Origin of the sequence: Micromonospora qiuiae (genome assembly GCF_016863555.1) — a bacterium.
GTDB classification, from domain to species: Bacteria; Actinomycetota; Actinomycetes; order Mycobacteriales; family Micromonosporaceae; genus Micromonospora; species Micromonospora qiuiae.
On the sequence record NZ_BOPC01000038.1, the window covers coordinates 94,426 to 109,987 of the forward strand.

Consider the following 15,562-nt stretch of genomic DNA (forward strand, 5'->3'; position numbering starts at 1 on the left):
TAGCCATGCCCGGTATCCCCACCGCCCGCAACGTCGACCACATTGCCTACACCGTCCCCGACCTCGACCAGGCCGACAAGTTCTTCACCGACGTCCTCGGTGCGCAGGTGCTGTACCGGCTGGGCCCGGTCCAGGAGCCGGACACCGACTGGATGGCCGTCCAGCTCGACGTGCATCCCCGGGCCAGCGCCCAGATCAGCCTGCTGCGGTTGGGCGAGGTGACCAACCTGGAGCTGTTCGAGTACACCGCACCGGACCAGCAGACCGTCCCGCCGGAGAGCACCGACGTCGGCGGGTACCACATCATCTTCGACGTGGCGTCCCTGGACGACGCGGCGGCCCACCTCGCCCGCCACGGCGTTGCCACCAGCCGCCGGGGAGACTCACTGTTCTTCACCTCGCCCTGGGGCATGGCGTTCGAGGCGCGACTCGCGCCGCAGGTCGACGGGCTGTTCCGGCCCGGCGGCTCGTGGAACGTCAGCCAGGTCCGGTACACCGTCGCCGATCTCGCCACCTGCGTCGGCTACTTCACTGAGCACCTCGGGGCTCGGCTGCTGCAGCGGGACCCGGACAGGGCGCTGCTGCGGCTCGGCCCGGTGACGAATCTGGAACTGCGACAGTGCCCGCCCGGGGCACGCACCCGACGTCCGCGCAACAGCGACATCGGTGGACACCACCTGGCGTTCCACGCCGAGGACGTGGACGCGGCCGCCGCCTACCTGCGTGGCCTGCCCGGCTTCCGGGTGCTCGGCGACGTGCAGCTGATCGAGGACGGTGGCCCGATCCACGGCGACCGCTGGTTCTACTTCACCGCTCCCGACGGCTTCCAACTTGAGGTGCTGAACATGCCGCCGGGCATGCCGTACGAGCAGTTCACCAGCGCACGGCGGTTCGGCCCCGCAGCGGAGTGGACGAACGACTGATGCGCTGGACGGATCTGTACCTCAACGCCGCCTCGGTGGTCGTCGAGCGGCAGGTGACCGTCGACGAGGCGGTGGCGGCCGGTTGGTACGACGCGGAGGAGGCCGAGCGGACCCGGCAGCGGGCCGTCGCGGTGGCCGACTCGTCCGGCCCGGACCTCGGGGTGGCCGCCGGTCGGGCCGCGCTGCGGGCCAGCGGCCTCCCACCGGCCGATGTGGGCCTGCTGATCCACGCGAGCTGCTACTTCCAGGGCGTGGAGTTCTGGAACGCCGGGGCGTACGTGCAGCACCACGTGCTCGGCCACGGCGACGCCACCGCCTTCGAACTGCGCCAGATGTCCAACGGCGGCATGTGCGCCCTGGACCTGGCAGCCGGACAGCTCGCCGCGCGGTCCACCGTGGCAGCGGCGTTGCTGACCACCGGGGACCGCTTCTGCGAACCGGGCTTCCCGCGCTGGCGTACCGACCGGGGGCTGGTGTTCGGCGACGCCGGCACCGCTGTGGTGCTCAGCCGCCGGCCCGGGCCGCTGCGGCTGGTCGCCACAGCGTCGTACGCGGCGCCGGAGCTGGAAGGGCTGCACCGTGCGCCGTTCGCCGTCGGTTTCCACGAGGCCGGCCCGGTGGACCTGATGGACCGCAAGCAGCGGTTCTTGAAGACGATGCCGGTCAGCGAGGTGACGGCCCGCAACGAGGCGGGCATGCTCACCGCGATCAAACGGTGCCTAGAGGATGCCGAAGCCAGCATCGACGACATGACGACGGTCGTGGTGCCGTTCTTCGGCGCGGATCTCAGCGCCAAGCAGTGCTTCCGTCCCATCGGTCTGCGTGCGGAGCAGACCCTGCTGGAGTGGGGACTGGAGATCGGTCACCTTGGCTCCGGCGACCAGTTCGCCGGGCTCGCCCACCTGCTGGACACCCGTGCCCTCACCCGGGGCCAACGGGTCCTGCTGGTCGGCGTCGGGGCCGGATTCACCTGGACATGCGCGATAGTGGAAAAGGAGTGACGTGACTTCCAACTGGGGGGGACGGCTGTCCCGGCGGGGCCTGATCGGCGGGATGGCGGCAGTGGGTGCGGTGGCGGCGGTGCCGCCACCGCCGGCCACGGCGGCGCCGGCGCCGCCGTGGGCGCCATCGGCGCCGACCGAGCCGGCCGCGGTGGTGGTCCGACGGGGCGACGACCGGTACGGCGACCTGGTCCGGGGCACCAACGCCCGGTGGGTGGGCCAGCCCGACAGTGTGGTGCTGGCCCGCACGACAGGCCAGGTCGTGGCGGCGGTGCAGACCGCCGTCGACGCCGGCAAGCAGATCTCGGTACGCAGCGGCGGCCACTGCTACGAGGGGTTCGTGTCGAATCCCGAAGTCAAGGTGATCATCGATCTGTCTGAGATGAACCGGGTGGGTTACGACCCCGGGCGGCGGGCGTTCGAGATCGAGCCGGGCGCGATGCTGTCCGAGGTGTACGAACGGCTCTACAAGTTCTGGGGCGTCACGATCCCGGGCGGATCCTGCCCGTCGGTCGGGGCGGGCGGACACATCGTCGGCGGCGGCTACGGCGCGTTGTCGCGGATGTACGGTCTGACCGTCGATCACCTGTACGGCGTCGAGGTGGTCACGGTCGACCGCACCGGAACCGCCCGGGTGGTGGTCGCGACACGGGAGCCGGGCGACCCCAACCGTGAGTTGTGGTGGGCGCACACCGGCGGGGGCGGCGGCAACTTCGGCATCGTGACCAGGTACTGGCTGCGCTCACCGAACGCGACCGGCAGTGATCCGTCCGGGCTGCTGCCACGTCCGCCGACCGAAATGGTGGTGGTCAACGCGACGTGGTCCTGGTCGTCGTTGACCGAGGAGCGGTTCGCCCGCCTGGTGACGAACTTCGGCCGCTGGCACGAGCGGAACTCGGCACCCGGTTCGCCTGCCACGAGGCTGTTCAGTCAGCTGAAGCTGTTTCACCGCAGCGGCGGCAACGTCGTGCTGGTGGCCCAGGTCGACGCGAGCGTGGCGGGCCTGCTCTCGACGTTCCTCGCCGAGATCGACGGTGGGGTGGGCGGGATGACCATCACCGAGCGACGCCAGGTGAACTGGCTGCACTCCACCGGCTGGCCGGGTTTCGCCGGCATCGACCCGACGCTGCGGTTCAAGGACAAGTCGGCGTACCTGCGTCGGACGTTCACCCCAGCGCAGGTCGCGGCGATCCACCGGAACCTGACCAACGCGTACCCGAACGGGGCGGCGCTGCTGCTGCTGGCCGGGTACGGAGGCCAGGTCAACACAGTGGCGCCCGACGCCACGGCCGTCCCGCAGCGGGACTCGATCCTGAAGTTGCAGTACCTCAACTTCTGGAGCGATCCCGCGGAGGACGAGCGGCACCTGAGCTGGGTGCGGGAGTTCTACCGGGATGTCTACGCAGACACCGGTGGGGTGCCGACGCCGAACCAGGTCAACGACGGCTGCTTCGTCAACTACGCGGACGTGGACCTCAGTGACCGTACGCTGAACCGTTCCGCGACGCCCTGGCACACCCTCTACTACAAGGACAGCTATCCGCGTCTGCAGCGGGCCAAAGCACGTTGGGACCCGACCAATGTGTTCCGGCACGCCCAGTCGATCCAGTTGCCCTGAACCTGAAGTATTCGTGATAACCGTGCCCCCGACCGGCGGCTGGCGTCGACCCAGCGCCGGTCGGGGAGGCGTGCCGGCCAGGCATACCAGGTGAGCGCCGCCCGGCCGACTGCTCGTGCTCGACGCCTGAGGCTGGTGGTCAGGCGGCGGACCAGATGGCGCGGAAGGCGGCAGCCTCGCCGGCGAGCCAGCGCTCGATCTCGTCGGGCTTGGCACCCTCGGGCATCCGGTGGGTGGTGCCCCGGCGTACGTCGACCAGGACCGGCTCGGCGTGCGGCAGGACCGCGTCCATGTGGCGGGCCGTCAGGTGCAGGGTCGCCAGGACGGCCTCCTCGCTCGGCGGCGCTTCGTCGAAGTGCAGCCGCACCGCCTCGGCGCGGCCGTCCGCGTACCGGACCCCGAAGTGTGGGTTGATCTTGACGGGCAGGTCGCCGAGCATGGCCAGGGCGTCGCGGGTCTGCGCCAGGTCGACGCCGGCCGGCTCGCCGAGCGAGTGCAGCCAGGCCGTCGCGCCGGGAACCAGGGCCTGGTAGAGCGGGCGCCACCGGGGCTTGACCACGTCGACCACCTGGGCCAGGTGTGTGCCGCCGGTGTGGAAGGCGATGTCGGCCTTCAGCGCCTTGACGAACTGACCGTGCGGGTTGAAGCCGGACCGGCTGGCCCGCTGCCGGCGCAGGCCCCCGACGAAGCTGGCCTTGGTGGGGCCGGTGCGGTCGACGTACCGGGTGAAGCCGAGGAGGGTGGCATAGGGCGTGAGAGGGGTGAAGGTGGGCGCGGTCACGAGCATCCTCCCAGGTCAGGAACTCGATTAGTACATACATTCTAATCGACGGCCCTGACATCGCCCAGGGAAGATAAGGGGCCACCCGGACACTCCGGATGGCCCCTGAAAAAGGAATTTTTCCTGGCGTCGGCCGGCGTCAGAGCTGCCCGACGTCGGTGATGCGGACGACCGCGGCGCCCGCCTCGTCGGAAGCGGCCAGGTCCACCTCGGCGCTGATGCCCCAGTCGTGGTCACCCTCGGGATCGTCGAGGATCTGCCGGACCGTCCAGCGCTCCCGGCCCTGCTCGATCATCAGCAGCGCCGGGCCCCGGGCGTCCGGCCCGGTCCCGATCGCGTCGTACGACTCGAAGTACGGTTCCAGCGCGTCGGCCCACGCGTCGGCGTCCCAACCGGCGTCGGAGTCCAACTCGCCGAGGGCGTCCCAGCGCCGCAGCGCGGCCAGCTCCACCCGGCGGAACAGGGCGTTGCGGACCAGCACCCGGAACGCCCGCGCGTTGCGGGTCACCGCGGCCGGGCGGTCGTCCAGGGCAGCGGCCACCTCCGGCAGGTCGCTCGGGTTGCGCAGCCGCTCCCACTCGTCGATCAGGCTGGAGTCGACCTGCCGCACCAACTCGCCGAGCCACTCGATCAGGTCGACCAGTTCCTCGGTCTTGGCCTCCTCGGGCACGGTCTGCCGCAGCGTCTTGTACGCGTCGGCCAGGTAGCGCAGGACCAGGCCCTCCGAGCGGGACAGCCCGTAGAACTGCACGTACTCGGTGAAGGTCATCGCCCGCTCGTACATGTCCCGCACGACCGACTTGGGGGAGAGCTCGTGGTCGGCGACCCACGGGTGCCCCTGCCGGTACATCTCGTACGCGTTCTCCAGCAGCTCCGCGAGAGGCTTGGGCCAGGTCACCTCGTCGAGCAGTTCGAGGCGGGCTTCGTACTCGATGCCCTCGGCCTTCATCGCGGCGACCGCCTCGCCGCGGGCCTTGAACTGCTGCGCGGAGAGCACCTGGCGCGGGTCGTCGAGGATCGACTCGATCACCGACAGCACGTCCAGGGCGTACGACGGGGACTCGGCGTCCAGCAGCTCGATGGCGGCCAGCGCGAGGGGGGACAGCGGCTGGTTGAGCGCGAAGTTGAGCTGGAGGTCGACGGTGAGCCGGACCCGCCGGCCGGTCTCGTCCGGCTCGGGGAGTTCCTCCACCACGCCGCCGGCCTTCAACGCCCGGTAGATGGCGATGGCCCGGCGGATGTGCCGGCGCTGGGCGGCGGCGTCCTCGTGGTTGTCGGTGAGCAGGTGCCGCATGGCGGCGAACGCGTCGCCGGGACGGCCGATGACGTTGAGCAGCATCGAGTGGCTGACCTGGAAGCTGGAGGTCAGCGGCTCCGGTTCGGCCTCGACGAGGCGATCGAAGGTGGGCTTGCCCCAGCCGATCGACCCCTCCGGCGGCTTCTTCCGCACCACCTTGCGTCGCTTCTTCGGATCGTCGCCGGCCTTGGCGAGGGCCTTCTCGTTCTCGATGACGTGTTCGGGCGCCTGCACGACGACCCGGCCGAGGGTGTCGAAGCCGGCCCGCCCGGCCCGCCCCGCGATCTGGTGGAACTCGCGGGCCTTGAGCAGCCGGGTGCGCGTGCCGTCGTACTTTGACAGGCCGGTGAACAGCACCGTACGGATCGGCACGTTGATGCCGACGCCGAGGGTGTCCGTACCGCAGATGACCTTGAGCAGACCGGCCTGGGCCAGGGTCTCCACCAGCCGGCGGTACTTGGGCAGCATCCCGGCGTGGTGCACCCCGATGCCGTGTCGGACCAGCCGGGACAGGGTCTTGCCGAAGCCGGAGGTGAACCGGAAACCGCCGATCGCAGACGCGATCATGTCCTTCTCGGCGCGGGTGCTGACGTTGACGCTCATCAGCGCCTGGGCGCGTTCCAGGGCGGCGGCCTGGGTGAAGTGCACGACGTAGACCGGGGCCTGTTTGGTCTCCAGCAGTTCCTCGAGGGTCTCGTGCAGCGGCGTCATCGCGTACGAAAAGAGCAGCGGGACCGGCCGCTCGGCCGAGCGGACGACGGCGGTCGCCCGCCCGGTGCGCCGGGTCAGGTCCTCGACGAACCGGGTGGTGTCGCCCAACGTGGCCGACATCAGGATGAACTGCGCCTGGGGTAGCTCGATCAGCGGCACCTGCCAGGCCCAGCCACGGTCGGGCTCGGCGTAGAAGTGGAACTCGTCCATAATCACCTGGCCGACGTCGGCCCGGGCGCCCTCGCGCAGCGCCAGGTTGGCCAGGATCTCCGCGGTGCAGCAGATCACCGGGGCGTCGGCGTTGACGCTCGCGTCACCGGTGAGCATGCCGACGTTCTCGGCGCCGAAGACCTCGCAGAGCGCGAAGAACTTCTCCGACACCAGGGCCTTGATCGGGGCGGTGTAGAAGGTGGTCCGGTCGTCGGCCAGGGCGGCGAAGTGCGCGGCGATCGCGACCAGGCTCTTGCCGGAGCCGGTCGGCGTATTCATGATCACGTTCGCGCCGGAGACGATCTCGATGACCGCCTCCTCCTGGTGGGGGTAGAGGTCGAGACCGCGCTCGGAGGCCCAGCCGGCGAACGCGTCGTAGAGGGTGTCGGGGTCGGCGGTCTTCGGCAGCGCGGCGGTGAGTGTCATGGCCGGTCCATGGTGCCTGGATCATGCCCTCGGACGCCAACCCGGTGGGGGTTTCTTGTTAGGAAGGGACCCTTTTAATGCACCAGGCGTTAATAAGGTGCCCTTCCTTACGCCTTCCGGTAGAGCAGGTCGGCGATCGGGCGACCGGCGGCCAGGGCGCGTCGCTCGAACCGGGTCACCGGCCGGTGCGCCGGCCGGGGCGCGTAGCCGCCGTGCGGGTTGACCAGGCCAGGGTCACCGTCGAGGGTCACCCGCATCGACTCGGCGTACTCCGCCCAGTCGGTGGCGCAGTGCAGCGTGCCGCCGGCTGCCAGCCGGGAGCGCAGCAGGGCGACGTGCGCCGGCTGGATCAGCCGGCGCTTGTGGTGCCGGGACTTCGGCCACGGATCCGGAAAGAAGATGTGCACCGCGTCCAGCGAGTCGGGCGGCAGCAGCTCGACCAGGTCCAGCGCATCGCCCTCGGCGACCCGGACATTGCTCAGACCACGTCGGTCGAGGAGGTCCAGCAGGTTCGCAATTCCCGGCGTGTGCACCTCGACTGCCAGATAGTCTCGATCCGGGTCGACGGCGGCCATCTCGGCAGTCGTGTCGCCCATGCCCGAACCGATCTCGAGCACCAGGGGAGCGCGGCGGCCGAACAGGCCGACGGGATCGAACGGTGCGGCATCGGCGACCCGCAGGCCGTACGCCGGCCAGAGCTGCTCCAACGCCGCCGTCTGCCGGCTGCTCATCCGGCCGCGGCGGGGGTGGAAAGTGCGGATCGTCCGCGCCGGGTGCGGCGCGGCGACGGCGGGGAACGGTTCGGTCGTGGTCACAGCGCACCGAGCCTACGCGAGCTTCGCGGCGAATCGGATGTGATGTACGACCAGGGGTGAGACCATCATCCCGTACGGCAGACCGGGTGCCCGGCGGCGCCCGGCGACTGCTTCGGCGCGCCGGGAGGGGGGCATCGTGCCAGTGACCCGCACACGTCCGGCGCTGTCGGGCGCAACGTTCGCCGCCCCGCTGCTCGCCCTCGCGACCGTCGCTCCGCTGCTCGCCGCGCCGCTGGTCCCGGCGACACCCGCCCGAGCCGCCGCCGTCCCGGTCGCGGTGCACCACGCCGGTAGAGGCCTGGTCGCGGCACCGCAGCCGCCCGGCCCGAACGTTTTCATCGAGGTGAGCCCGGGCACCGTGGAGGCAGGGCACCTGGTCGGCTTGCGCGCCAGCTGCCAGGACAACTCGGTGGGTGCCATCGTCGTCTCGGACGCCTTCGGCCGGGTCGCCGTACAGCCACAGCGTGGGCTGTTGACCGGGACGGCCCAGGTGAAGGACCGGGTGCTGCCCGGCAGCTACCGGGTGAAGCTGGAGTGCCGGGGCGGCGAGACCGCGTCGACCATGCTTCAGGTGGTACGCCAGATGAAGCCCAGCCGGGGACCGGCGACCGGATTCGGCGGCGGTGCCGGCGGTGTCACCTCCGGTCTGCTGCTCCCCGGCGGGCTCGCGCTGATCGTCACCGGTGTCGTCGTGTGGGTGGTGGCGACCCGCCGTCGCAGCGCACGCCAGTGAGCCGGCCATGCCCGCAGCCCGTGCACTCCGACCGAACGGCTCCGCCCGTATGCCGCAAGCCGGCTCCGCTCGCGCGGTACGCCCTGCCGGCAGCCCGCCCCGGCCCACACCTCACCCAGAGATGTTCGTTCCGCCCGCCGGCGGATCCGTGCGACGTCCGGCCGGCACTGCCCGCTCGGCCGGTCCGCGTGCTGCCGGCGGCCGTGCTCGGCGCGAGGAGCGATCCGGCCGCAGCCCATGGTCATTACCGCTGGCGGTGGTACTGGTGCTGGTCGGTGTCTTCGTCACCGGTGCCGGACTGGGGCGTACGGTCGGCGACCCGCTGGAGTGGGCCACCGCCGCCGGTGGCGGGCAGGAGGCGGCCGGCACGACCCTCGCGCGCACGGCCGCCCGGCCGGTGAGCCTCTCCGTCTCGTCGATCGACGTCTCCGCTCCGGTGAAACCGGTCGGCGACGCGCCGGACGGCACGATCGCCGTACCGCCGCTGAGCCGGCACGAGGAGACCGGTTGGTACGACCGGGGCCCGATCCCGGGCGAGCCCGGTCCCGCCGTCATCGTCGGGCACGTGGACACCAAGAATGGGCCATCGGTCTTCTACAACCTGGGCAAACTCCGGGTGGGCGACACGGTCGAGGTGGCCCGGGCGGACGGCTCGGTGGCGGTCTTCACCGTGGACTCGGTCGAGCACTTCGCCAAGGACCGGTTGCCGGCCGACCGCGTCTACGGCCACGACGGGCCGCCGAGCCTGCGACTGATCACCTGCGGCGGCCAGTGGGTCGGCGGCCGGACCGGCTACGCCGACAACGTGATCGCCTTCGCCACCCTCACCACCACCCGCCCCGCCTGATCGACGGTGCCCAAGTTGCTGGCCGGCGAGAGCGCGGCGGTGATGTTCCAGGGGCGACGAGGTTTCCTCAGGGGACCTGCTGGACGACCTCGAACTCGAGGAGGGTGGCGCCGGAGGCGACGGGTGGGCGCTGTTCGGCACCGGGCGGGGCGGCGTGCGCGGCTCGGGCCGGACCGCTGGCCCATGCCTGGTAGGCCTCCTCGCTCTCCCAGCGGGTGTAAACGAAGTAGCGGCTCTCGCCAGCCACCGGGCGCAGGAGTTCGAAGCCGAGGAAACCGGGGGAGTTCTCCACGGCGCGGGCCCGGGCGGCGAACCGCTTCTCCAACTCCTCGCCGGCACCAGGCGGGACGTCGATCGCGTTGATCTTCACGACTGCCATGCCCTCACCCTAGGACAAGCCGCCATCGGCGTTCGCCACAGCTGTTCTTCCACGTCATAACGGAGGTGGGCGGATGCCACGGGAGGTGCTCAGCAGCTTTTCCGAGGCGCAGCGGCCCAAATGGCGGTAGCCCTCGCCCTGAGCATGCATGGATGTGGGCTATCCGCTGTTTCAGGGCATGCCTCTTCCGGAGCTTGCTGACAAGTACGACTGCGCCATCGGCACTGTGCGTAGGGCTATCGAGTACCTACAGATCACCGGGGAGCTCCAAGGCCGCCAAGGCAAGGGCACGTATGTGACTGGCAAGTTGCCTCCGGAGTAGGCAGCTTCCCTGTAGTACCGACGAGCACGCTCCCGGCGCTGGTCGCACTTGGTGCCGGTCTGAGCTCGCGTGATCAGAACGACTCGACGGCCGGGACCAGGTCGGCGTCGACCACGATCGGGGCGTGGTCGGAGGGACCCTTGCCCTTACGGGCCTCCCGGTCCACGTATGCCGAGCGGACCGCGCGGGCGAACGGGGCCGAGGCGTACACCAGGTCGATCCGCATGCCCTTGTTCTGGTGGAACATTCCGGCGCGGTAGTCCCAGTAGGTGAAGGGGCGCGGCCCCTTCATCGGGGTGGGCACCACGTCGACGAGGCCGAGATCGCGCAACGCGGCGAGAGCGGCCCGCTCGGCCGGGGTGACGTGGGTGGAGGTCGCGAACAGCGCGGGATCCCAGACGTCGTCGTCGGTCGGGGCCACGTTGAAGTCGCCGCAGACCGCGAGGGCCGTGGCAGCGGTCAACTCGGCGTCCAGCGCATCGCGCAGCGCCGCCAGCCACGCCAGTTTGTACGCGTAGTGCGGGTCGTCGGGAGTGCGGCCGTTCGGCACGTACACCGACCAGACCCGCAGCCCGCCGCAGGTGGCCGCGATGGCGCGGGCCTCCGGCTCGGGGAACCCGGGCTCGTTGGGGAACCCGACGGTGACGTCGGCGAGGCCGACCCGGGACAGGATGGCGACCCCGTTCCAGCGTCCGTCGCTGTGGCTGGCCACGGTGTATCCCAGCTCGCCCACCTCGGCCGCCGGAAAGGCGCCGTCGGGGCACTTGGTCTCCTGCAGGCAGACCACGTCCGGCCCGGTGCCGGCCAGCCAGTCCAGCAGCCGGGGCAGGCGGGCCTTGACCGAGTTCACGTTCCAGGTGGCCAGGCGCATGGTGTCAGCCTGCCGCATTCCCGGCCGACGCGCCCGGCAGGAGGCCGGCCGGGAATGCGTGTTAAAAGGGGGCCCTTCCTATGCACGAGGCGTTAAAAGGGTGCCCTTCCTTTACTGCTCGTTGTTCGGGTGGGTCTGTTCGGCGAGGAAGCGTTCCAGTTCGGCGCCGAGTTCCTCCGCCGTGGGCAGCGGCCCGCTCTCCATGGCGAGCAGGTTCTCACCACGCCCCCGGGCGAACGCATCGTACTGCTCCTCGAGGGCCTGGACCAGGGTGGTCGCTTCGTCGCTCTGTGCCACCTGCCGGTCGATCTCCACCCGGACCACCTCGGCGGCCGAGCGCAGCCCGTCACGGGGCAACAGCAGGCCGGTGCTGCGCGACACCGACGCCAGCAGCACCTCGGCGGCGGCAGGGTACTCCGCCTGCGCCACGTAGTGCGGCACATGTGCGGCGAAGCCCAGCGCGTCCCGGCCGGCCTCGCCGAGGCGGAACTCCAGCAGGTGCCCCACGCTGCCGGGCACCTGGACCCGTTGCAGCCACGGCTCGTAGCCGACGATCAGCTCCCGTCGGGTCGCGTGCGCGGTCACGCCGGTCGGACGGGTGTGCGGCACCGCCATCGGGATCGAGTTCAGCCCGACGGTGAGGCGTACGTCGAGCCGGGCGGCGAGCCCGGCGACGGCCGCGATGAACCGTTCCCACTGCAGATCCGGCTCCGGCCCGGTGAGCAGCAGGAACGGTGTCTCGTCGTCGTCGTGGAGCAGGTGCAGCACCAGCTCCGGCGCGTCGTAGCTCTCCCAGTGGTCTTCGACGAAGGTCATCACCGGGCGGCGGGAGCGGTAGTCGAAGAGCTGGTCCAGGTCGAAGCGGGCGATCGGGCGGGACTCCAGCGAGGTGAGCAGTTGCTCGCGGGCGAGCCGGCCGGCGTTGCCAGCGTCGACGAATCCTGTGAGAGCCTGGATCAGGACCGGCTGACCAAGGTCGGGCAGGTCGTCGGCGAGTTCGTAGAGCTCGTGTGGGTCGAGCACCGGTGCGGCCTCCCTCGATGCGGGTAACGGGTCGCCGATCGGCGGCATCCCCGATCGCCAGAACGTAACCGCTATCCTGGCGCATTCCTGTTTCGCCGGTCTGGCCGGGCCGCCTGGGTTCGTCCCGGCCCGGGGCGCCGTTGACGCGCCGGGGTAAATATGGATGAGCGCGATCGAAGGGAGAGGCGATTGAGTGATCCCGCCGCCGACGCGACCGAAGCCCCGCCGGCCACCCTCTGGGACCGGATGCGCCAGGATCCGCAGTACGCCCCCGAGCACCTCGCCCTCGAGGCGGTCCGTCGCCTCGGGCCGGAGGCGGCGGCGTGGATTCGGCAGGCTCGCGCCGAACAGCCGGGCGACAGCGCCGAGACCCTCGCGGAGCAGGCGGTGCGCCGATTCGTCAACCGGGCCCGATTCTCCGGTGCGGTCTCCGGGGCCGCCGGGCTGCCCGGCGCGGTGATCGACGTGGGAGTGCTCGCCTGGACCCAGGCCCGCATGGTGCTGCACATCGCCGCCGCGTACGGGGTGGACCCGACCCACCCGGACCGGGCCGCCGATCTGCTGGTCCTGCAGAGGGTGCACAAGGCGGCCGCAGGTGCTCGACTGGCGCTGGGGGTGGCGGCCGGCCGGGAGCGGGCCGGGGCGCTCTTCGGCGGCGGTGAGCGGGCGCCCCTCGGTCGGGTGATGCTGCGGCTCGGCGTACGGCTCGCGCAGATGGCCGGCGTACGCGCGGCGAAACGCGTCTTCGCCAAGGTGGTTCCCGGCGCGGCGATCGTCCTCGGCACCTGGGCGAATTCCTCGGCCACCAAGAATCTCGCCGACCGTTCCCGGACCCTGTACCGCCACTATGGCGGCCCGCACCCGCCATCGCCCCGTCACGGACTGTGAGCCTCAGTCGGCGTACCCGGAGGAGCGCCAGGTCGCGTCCGCGAGGCGGGACTGACCAGCCGCGTTCGGGTGGAAGTAGTCCAGGGCGTTGACCAGGTCCAGGTCGAACCGGATCCGGTGCACGGCGCCCCCGTCGTAGCGGCAGCGGGAACCGTACGCCCGGCAGGCCGCGGAGAGCTGGTCGTTGTAGGCGGCGACGCGTGCCCGGAACGCCGCCCGACGTTGCCGGTCGGCGGCTGCGGTCGAGGTCGGCTCGGCCAGCAGGGCGGGGCAGATTCCCCGTCGCCAGGCCCGCACGGCGCGCTGGTCGTCGTGGCCGACCTCCCAGAGCCGGTAGAGATTCGGAATGCTGACGACCAGGACCCGGGCCTTCGGACGGCCTTCGCGCAGCACCCGCAGCCCTCGGTCGACCTCGGCCCGGAAGTCGGCCACCGAAGTCATCGCATCGATCGTGCCCCGGCAGGCGTCGTTGGCGCCGATCAGGACGGTCACGTAGTCGGCGCGGTCGCGTACCGCCGCCTCCGCCTGGCCGGCCAGCGCCGCGGCCCGGGCCCCCGGTTTGGCGTGGTTGTATCCCTTGCCGCGCAATCCCGGATTGCGGTCGAGCAGCCGACGGTAGTGGCTGTCGACCCGCAGCCCGTCCCCGGTCGACCAGGAGTTGCGTTCGCACGAGGTCAGCACCAGGCAGGAGCCGAATCCGGTGGTGATGGAGTCGCCGAGCGCGGCGACCGCCTTGGGTGAGCCGGGCTGGGCCGTCACGGTCGGCCGGGGTGACGCCTCCCCGCCGCCCTCGCAGGCCAACGCGACCAGCGCGAGCAGACAGACGGCGGCAGTGGTCCAGCGTCCAAGCATGACTTCCCCAGCCTCACAGCTCACAGCTCACAGCGATGGCATGGTGACTGTACGTGGGAGGCGCCCGGGTTGGAAAGCAGGTGCGGCGCGACGGTTAGCTTCGGCGGTGTGGGGTAGGTGGGGGAGATGACGAGATCACAACCCCGGCGTGCCCGCGGCACGGTCGGCCACGCGTACAGCGCTCTGAATCTGAGGCTCGTGCTGGCCAGCTTCGGGCTCGTCACCATGACTGTGTTCGCGGTGTTGGCCTTCCGCGCCGACCTGGCCTGGCTGGGCGTCGTCTGCGCCGTCTTCGCGGTGGTCGCCGTCGTCGACCTGGCCATCATTCAACGCCGCCGTGCCGCTCGCCGCCGGGAGGAGCCGGGGGTGCGGCACTCGCTCTTCGAGTGACTGGAGTAGCCCTGATGCCCATCGCCACCACCAATCCCGCCACCGGCCAGGTGCTCAAGACGTACGGTGCGATCTCCGACGAGCAGGTCGACGAGGCGATCGAACGGACCGACCTGGCTCACCGGCAGTTGCTCGACACCACGATCGAGCAGCGGGGACGCTGGCTCACCGCAGCGGCGGAGCTGCTCGAGGCGGAGGGGGACGACATCGCGCGGCTGATGACCACCGAGATGGGCAAGACGCTCGCCGCCGCGAAGGCCGAGGTCACCAAATGTGCCAGCGCCTGCCGCTTCTACGCCCACCACGCGGCCGAGTTCCTCGCCGACGTGCCGGCCGACGCCGCTGCGGTCTCCGCCAACCGGGCGTTCGTCCGGTACCAGCCGATCGGGCCGGTGCTCGCGGTCATGCCGTGGAACTTCCCGCTCTGGCAGGTCATGCGCTTCGCCGCACCGGCGCTGATGGCCGGCAACACCGGGCTGCTCAAACACGCCTCCAACGTGCCGCAGACCGCGCTGCTGCTGGAGGATCTGTTCCGCCGCGCCGGTTTCCCCGAGGGCGCGTTCACCACCCTGCTGGTCGGCTCCGAGGCGGTGGAGCGGATCCTGCGTGACCGCCGGGTGCGGGCCGCCACGCTGACCGGCAGCGAGCCCGCTGGCCGGTCGATCGCCCAGATCGCCGGTCGGGAACTCAAGAAGACCGTGCTGGAACTGGGCGGCAGCGACCCGTTCGTGGTGATGCCCTCGGCCGACGTGGAACTGGCCGCCGAGGTGGCGACCACCGCCCGCTGCCAGAACAACGGCCAGTCCTGCATCGCGGCCAAGCGCTTCATCGTGCACGCTGACATCTACGACGCCTTCGCCGAAGCGTTCGCGCACCGGATGTCGGCGCTGCGGGTGGGTGACCCGACCGACGAGGGCACCGACGTCGGCCCGTTGGCCACCGAGCGGGGCCGCGACGAGGTCGACGCCCAGGTGCGCGACGCGGTCGACAAGGGAGCCACCGTGCTCTGCGGCGGGGAGAAGCCGGACGGTGCTGGCTGGTTCTATCCGCCGACGGTGGTGACCGACCTGGACCCGGGGATGCGGATGTGGACCGAGGAGGTGTTCGGGCCGGTCGCCGGGCTGTACCAGGTGTCGTCGTACGCCGAGGCGATCGAGGTGGCCAACGGCACCGCCTTCGGCCTCGGATCGAACGCCTGGACACGGGACCCGGAGGAACAGGAGCGCTTCGCCACCGACCTGGCGGCCGGTGCCGTCTTCATCAACGGCATGACCACGTCCTATCCGGAGTTGCCGTTCGGTGGGGTGAAGAACTCCGGCTACGGCCGGGAGCTGTCGGCCCAGGGGATGCACGAGTTCTGCAACGTCAAGACCGTCTGGATCGGTGAGGGCACGGCCGGTGCCGGTGCCGGCGCCCACGCCGAATGACCCGGCGTTGGAGAAGGGGCCCCTTCCTGTACCGCAGTGGTTAATCAA

15 protein-coding genes are annotated in these 15,562 nt (G+C 70.9%); 8 read left to right on the top strand and 7 right to left on the bottom strand.

What is annotated here, in order from left to right; translation table 11 throughout:
* Window positions 1-5 precede the first annotated feature (5 nt).
* From Vqi01_RS15195 to Vqi01_RS15205, 3 genes are read left to right on the top strand one after another with little or no spacing between them, the layout of a single operon-like run.
* Window positions 6-923, top strand: a complete 918-nt coding sequence (locus tag Vqi01_RS15195; protein WP_204035437.1) for a VOC family protein — start codon at window positions 6-8, stop codon at window positions 921-923.
* Window positions 923-1,924 carry a ketoacyl-ACP synthase III family protein gene (locus tag Vqi01_RS15200; RefSeq protein WP_204035438.1) on the top strand — a complete coding sequence of 334 codons (1,002 nt, stop codon included), beginning with the start codon at window positions 923-925 and terminating at the stop codon, window positions 1,922-1,924. The genes Vqi01_RS15195 and Vqi01_RS15200 overlap by 1 nt, the downstream gene beginning before the upstream one ends.
* A gap of 1 nt (window position 1,925) precedes the next feature.
* Entirely contained in the window at window positions 1,926-3,542 is a 1,617-nt protein-coding gene (locus Vqi01_RS15205) for an FAD-binding oxidoreductase (RefSeq protein ID WP_239098413.1), read from the top strand.
* A 139-nt stretch (window positions 3,543-3,681) separates the two neighbouring features.
* On the opposite strand, the gene Vqi01_RS15210 is transcribed toward Vqi01_RS15205, so the two are convergent.
* The 3 genes from Vqi01_RS15210 to trmB form a co-directional block, all read right to left on the bottom strand.
* Window positions 3,682-4,323, bottom strand: a complete 642-nt coding sequence (locus Vqi01_RS15210; RefSeq protein ID WP_204035439.1) for a hypothetical protein — start codon at window positions 4,321-4,323, stop codon at window positions 3,682-3,684.
* 139 nt (window positions 4,324-4,462) lie between these two features.
* Window positions 4,463-6,967, bottom strand: a complete 2,505-nt coding sequence (locus tag Vqi01_RS15215; protein WP_204035440.1) for a DEAD/DEAH box helicase — start codon at window positions 6,965-6,967, stop codon at window positions 4,463-4,465.
* Between the two features lie 107 nt (window positions 6,968-7,074).
* The gene (gene trmB, locus Vqi01_RS15220; RefSeq protein WP_239098417.1) at window positions 7,075-7,698 is read right to left on the bottom strand and encodes a tRNA (guanosine(46)-N7)-methyltransferase TrmB; all 624 of its coding nucleotides are present in this window, start codon (window positions 7,696-7,698) and stop codon (window positions 7,075-7,077) included.
* 217 nt (window positions 7,699-7,915) lie between these two features.
* On the opposite strand from trmB, the gene Vqi01_RS15225 reads away from it, so the two are divergent.
* Both Vqi01_RS15225 and Vqi01_RS15230 read left to right on the top strand, forming a co-directional pair.
* Entirely contained in the window at window positions 7,916-8,515 is a 600-nt protein-coding gene (locus tag Vqi01_RS15225; protein WP_372444363.1) for a hypothetical protein, read from the top strand.
* Between the two features lie 121 nt (window positions 8,516-8,636).
* Window positions 8,637-9,362 carry a class F sortase gene (locus Vqi01_RS15230; protein ID WP_239098414.1) on the top strand — a complete coding sequence of 242 codons (726 nt, stop codon included), beginning with the start codon at window positions 8,637-8,639 and terminating at the stop codon, window positions 9,360-9,362.
* A gap of 67 nt (window positions 9,363-9,429) precedes the next feature.
* Here the strand turns inward: Vqi01_RS15230 and Vqi01_RS15235 are convergent, their stop codons facing one another.
* From Vqi01_RS15235 to Vqi01_RS15250, 3 genes are all read right to left on the bottom strand, one after another.
* A complete protein-coding gene (locus tag Vqi01_RS15235) occupies window positions 9,430-9,741 on the bottom strand; it encodes an antibiotic biosynthesis monooxygenase family protein (RefSeq protein ID WP_204035443.1) in 312 nt (103 codons plus the stop codon).
* Window positions 9,742-10,136: 395 nt separating this feature from the next.
* Complete coding sequence (locus Vqi01_RS15245) at window positions 10,137-10,934, bottom strand: exodeoxyribonuclease III (RefSeq protein ID WP_204035445.1); 798 nt, start codon at window positions 10,932-10,934, stop codon at window positions 10,137-10,139.
* Between the two features lie 111 nt (window positions 10,935-11,045).
* Window positions 11,046-11,957: a proteasome assembly chaperone family protein gene (locus tag Vqi01_RS15250; protein WP_204035446.1), complete on the bottom strand. Its 912-nt coding sequence runs from the start codon at window positions 11,955-11,957 to the stop codon at window positions 11,046-11,048.
* A 246-nt stretch (window positions 11,958-12,203) separates the two neighbouring features.
* Here Vqi01_RS15250 and Vqi01_RS15255 point away from each other — a divergent pair, with 246 nt between their 5' ends.
* Entirely contained in the window at window positions 12,204-12,845 is a 642-nt protein-coding gene (locus Vqi01_RS15255; RefSeq protein WP_239098418.1) for an EcsC family protein, read from the top strand.
* A 3-nt stretch (window positions 12,846-12,848) separates the two neighbouring features.
* Here the strand turns inward: Vqi01_RS15255 and Vqi01_RS15260 are convergent, their stop codons facing one another.
* Window positions 12,849-13,697, bottom strand: coding sequence for a GDSL-type esterase/lipase family protein (locus Vqi01_RS15260; protein ID WP_204035448.1), 849 nt, complete (start codon window positions 13,695-13,697; stop codon window positions 12,849-12,851).
* A 126-nt stretch (window positions 13,698-13,823) separates the two neighbouring features.
* Between Vqi01_RS15260 and Vqi01_RS15265 the strand changes: the two genes are divergently transcribed.
* Both Vqi01_RS15265 and Vqi01_RS15270 read left to right on the top strand, forming a co-directional pair.
* Entirely contained in the window at window positions 13,824-14,087 is a 264-nt protein-coding gene (locus tag Vqi01_RS15265) for a DUF6343 family protein (protein ID WP_204035449.1), read from the top strand.
* Window positions 14,088-14,101: 14 nt separating this feature from the next.
* Window positions 14,102-15,514, top strand: a complete 1,413-nt coding sequence (locus tag Vqi01_RS15270) for an NADP-dependent succinic semialdehyde dehydrogenase (protein ID WP_204035450.1) — start codon at window positions 14,102-14,104, stop codon at window positions 15,512-15,514.
* Window positions 15,515-15,562: the final 48 nt, after the last annotated feature.